3 protein-coding genes are annotated in these 1356 nt (G+C 44.5%); all 3 read left to right on the top strand.

Going from position 1 to position 1356, the window contains the following annotated elements; genetic code table 11:
- Nucleotides 1–199: bifunctional adenosylcobinamide kinase/adenosylcobinamide-phosphate guanylyltransferase (locus PX484_RS08680; protein WP_288103485.1), on the top strand; the 199-nt coding region annotated here is incomplete at its 5' end.
- Between the two features lie 5 nt (nucleotides 200–204).
- Nucleotides 205–999, top strand: coding sequence for a class I SAM-dependent methyltransferase (locus PX484_RS08675; RefSeq protein WP_287767929.1), 795 nt, complete (start codon nucleotides 205–207; stop codon nucleotides 997–999).
- Between the two features lie 9 nt (nucleotides 1000–1008).
- A partial coding sequence (locus PX484_RS08670; protein ID WP_502882710.1) for a 3-isopropylmalate dehydratase small subunit occupies nucleotides 1009–1356 on the top strand: 348 nt, incomplete at its 3' end.

Below are 1356 nucleotides of genomic sequence, written 5' to 3'. Positions count from 1 at the left end.
GGTTGATGTTATTCTGGTGGCGGAAGAAACCGGTTGGGGTGTGGTTCCCGCTTATCCCCTCGGTCGTCTGTTTCGCGATCGTTTAGGCGATCTCTGTCGTAGAATTGGCACAATAGCAGACGCGGTTTATCTAGTTACCGGGGGCCATGCTCTTAATTTAAGTCAATTGGGTCAGTCTTTGTCGATAATTGGGCAATAGAGAAGATGAGCAACGATTATCAGCGTCAAGTAATTGATTTTTATGCCCTTCGTCACGATTACGATAACGATTTTACACAAGCTCGCGCCCTTAAATTAGTAAATTATCTCTATTTACAAAAAAGCCAATCTGTGCTAGACGTGGCAACGGGAACGGGATTTATAGCGGTAGCAATTGCCCCAAAAGTAAAAAGTGTCATCGGGGTTGATTTCACGCCAGAAATGATTGCCAGAGCCGAAAAAAAGCTAGAAGCATTAAATATCGAGAATATTGACCTAATTAACGCCGATATAGCTGCCATTGACTTTGCCGAGTCTAGTTTCGATCTGATTACCTGTTCTCTGGCGATTGCACTTTTCCCCGATATCCCACAAGTGCTGGCAAAATGGTATCAATGGTTAAAAAAAGGCGGTTCGGTCGCTTTTTCCTGTAATAATTTAGAATCCCACTTCCTACCCTTGATCAGTGGTGTTTGTCGCGAAACATCTGGTTTTGAGTTGCCTAATCTGCATACTCCCATCGCCACCCCGGAAAAATGCCATCAATTGCTGGAAAATGCGGGATTTACCAATATATCGGTCAATGTCGAACAACTAGGTCGATATTTGCCCCTAGAAACCGCCAAAAACTTCTGGTATGGGCAGTATTTTTATCCTCAGCATAACCCTTTTGACCGCCTATCGGCTGGCGAAATTGCGACTCTAGTGAACAATTATCGCCGAGAAATCGAGAAAAATGCCACCGATCAGGGGGTATGGCAAGATGCAACCACCTTTTTTATCACTGCTAGTAAAACTTAGAAAAAGATCATGAGTCAAGTTAAAACCATCTCCGGACGAGCTTTACCCTTGCGAGGCAACGATATTGACACCGATCGCATTATTCCGGCTCGTTTTTTGCGTTGTATCACCTTTGAAGGTTTAGGCGAACAAGTGTTCGCTGATGATCGAGCGGCTTTACAGGGGAGTCATCCTTTCGATCTACCCCAGTACCAAGGAGCAAAAATTCTGGTAGTCAATGGTAATTTTGGTTGTGGCTCTTCTCGGGAACACGCACCGCAAGCGATTTTACGTTGGGGAATTCAAGCAATTATCGGGGAAAGTTTCGCCGAAATATTTTTTGGCAATTGTATCGCTAATGGGGTTCCCTGTGTCACT

This window comes from Microcystis sp. M49636_WE2 (assembly GCF_030065375.1).
GTDB classification, from domain to species: Bacteria; Cyanobacteriota; Cyanobacteriia; order Cyanobacteriales; family Microcystaceae; genus Microcystis; species Microcystis aeruginosa_C.
The sequence above is the reverse complement of the archived record's forward strand: the minus strand, read 5'-3'. Positions and strand labels throughout refer to the sequence as shown.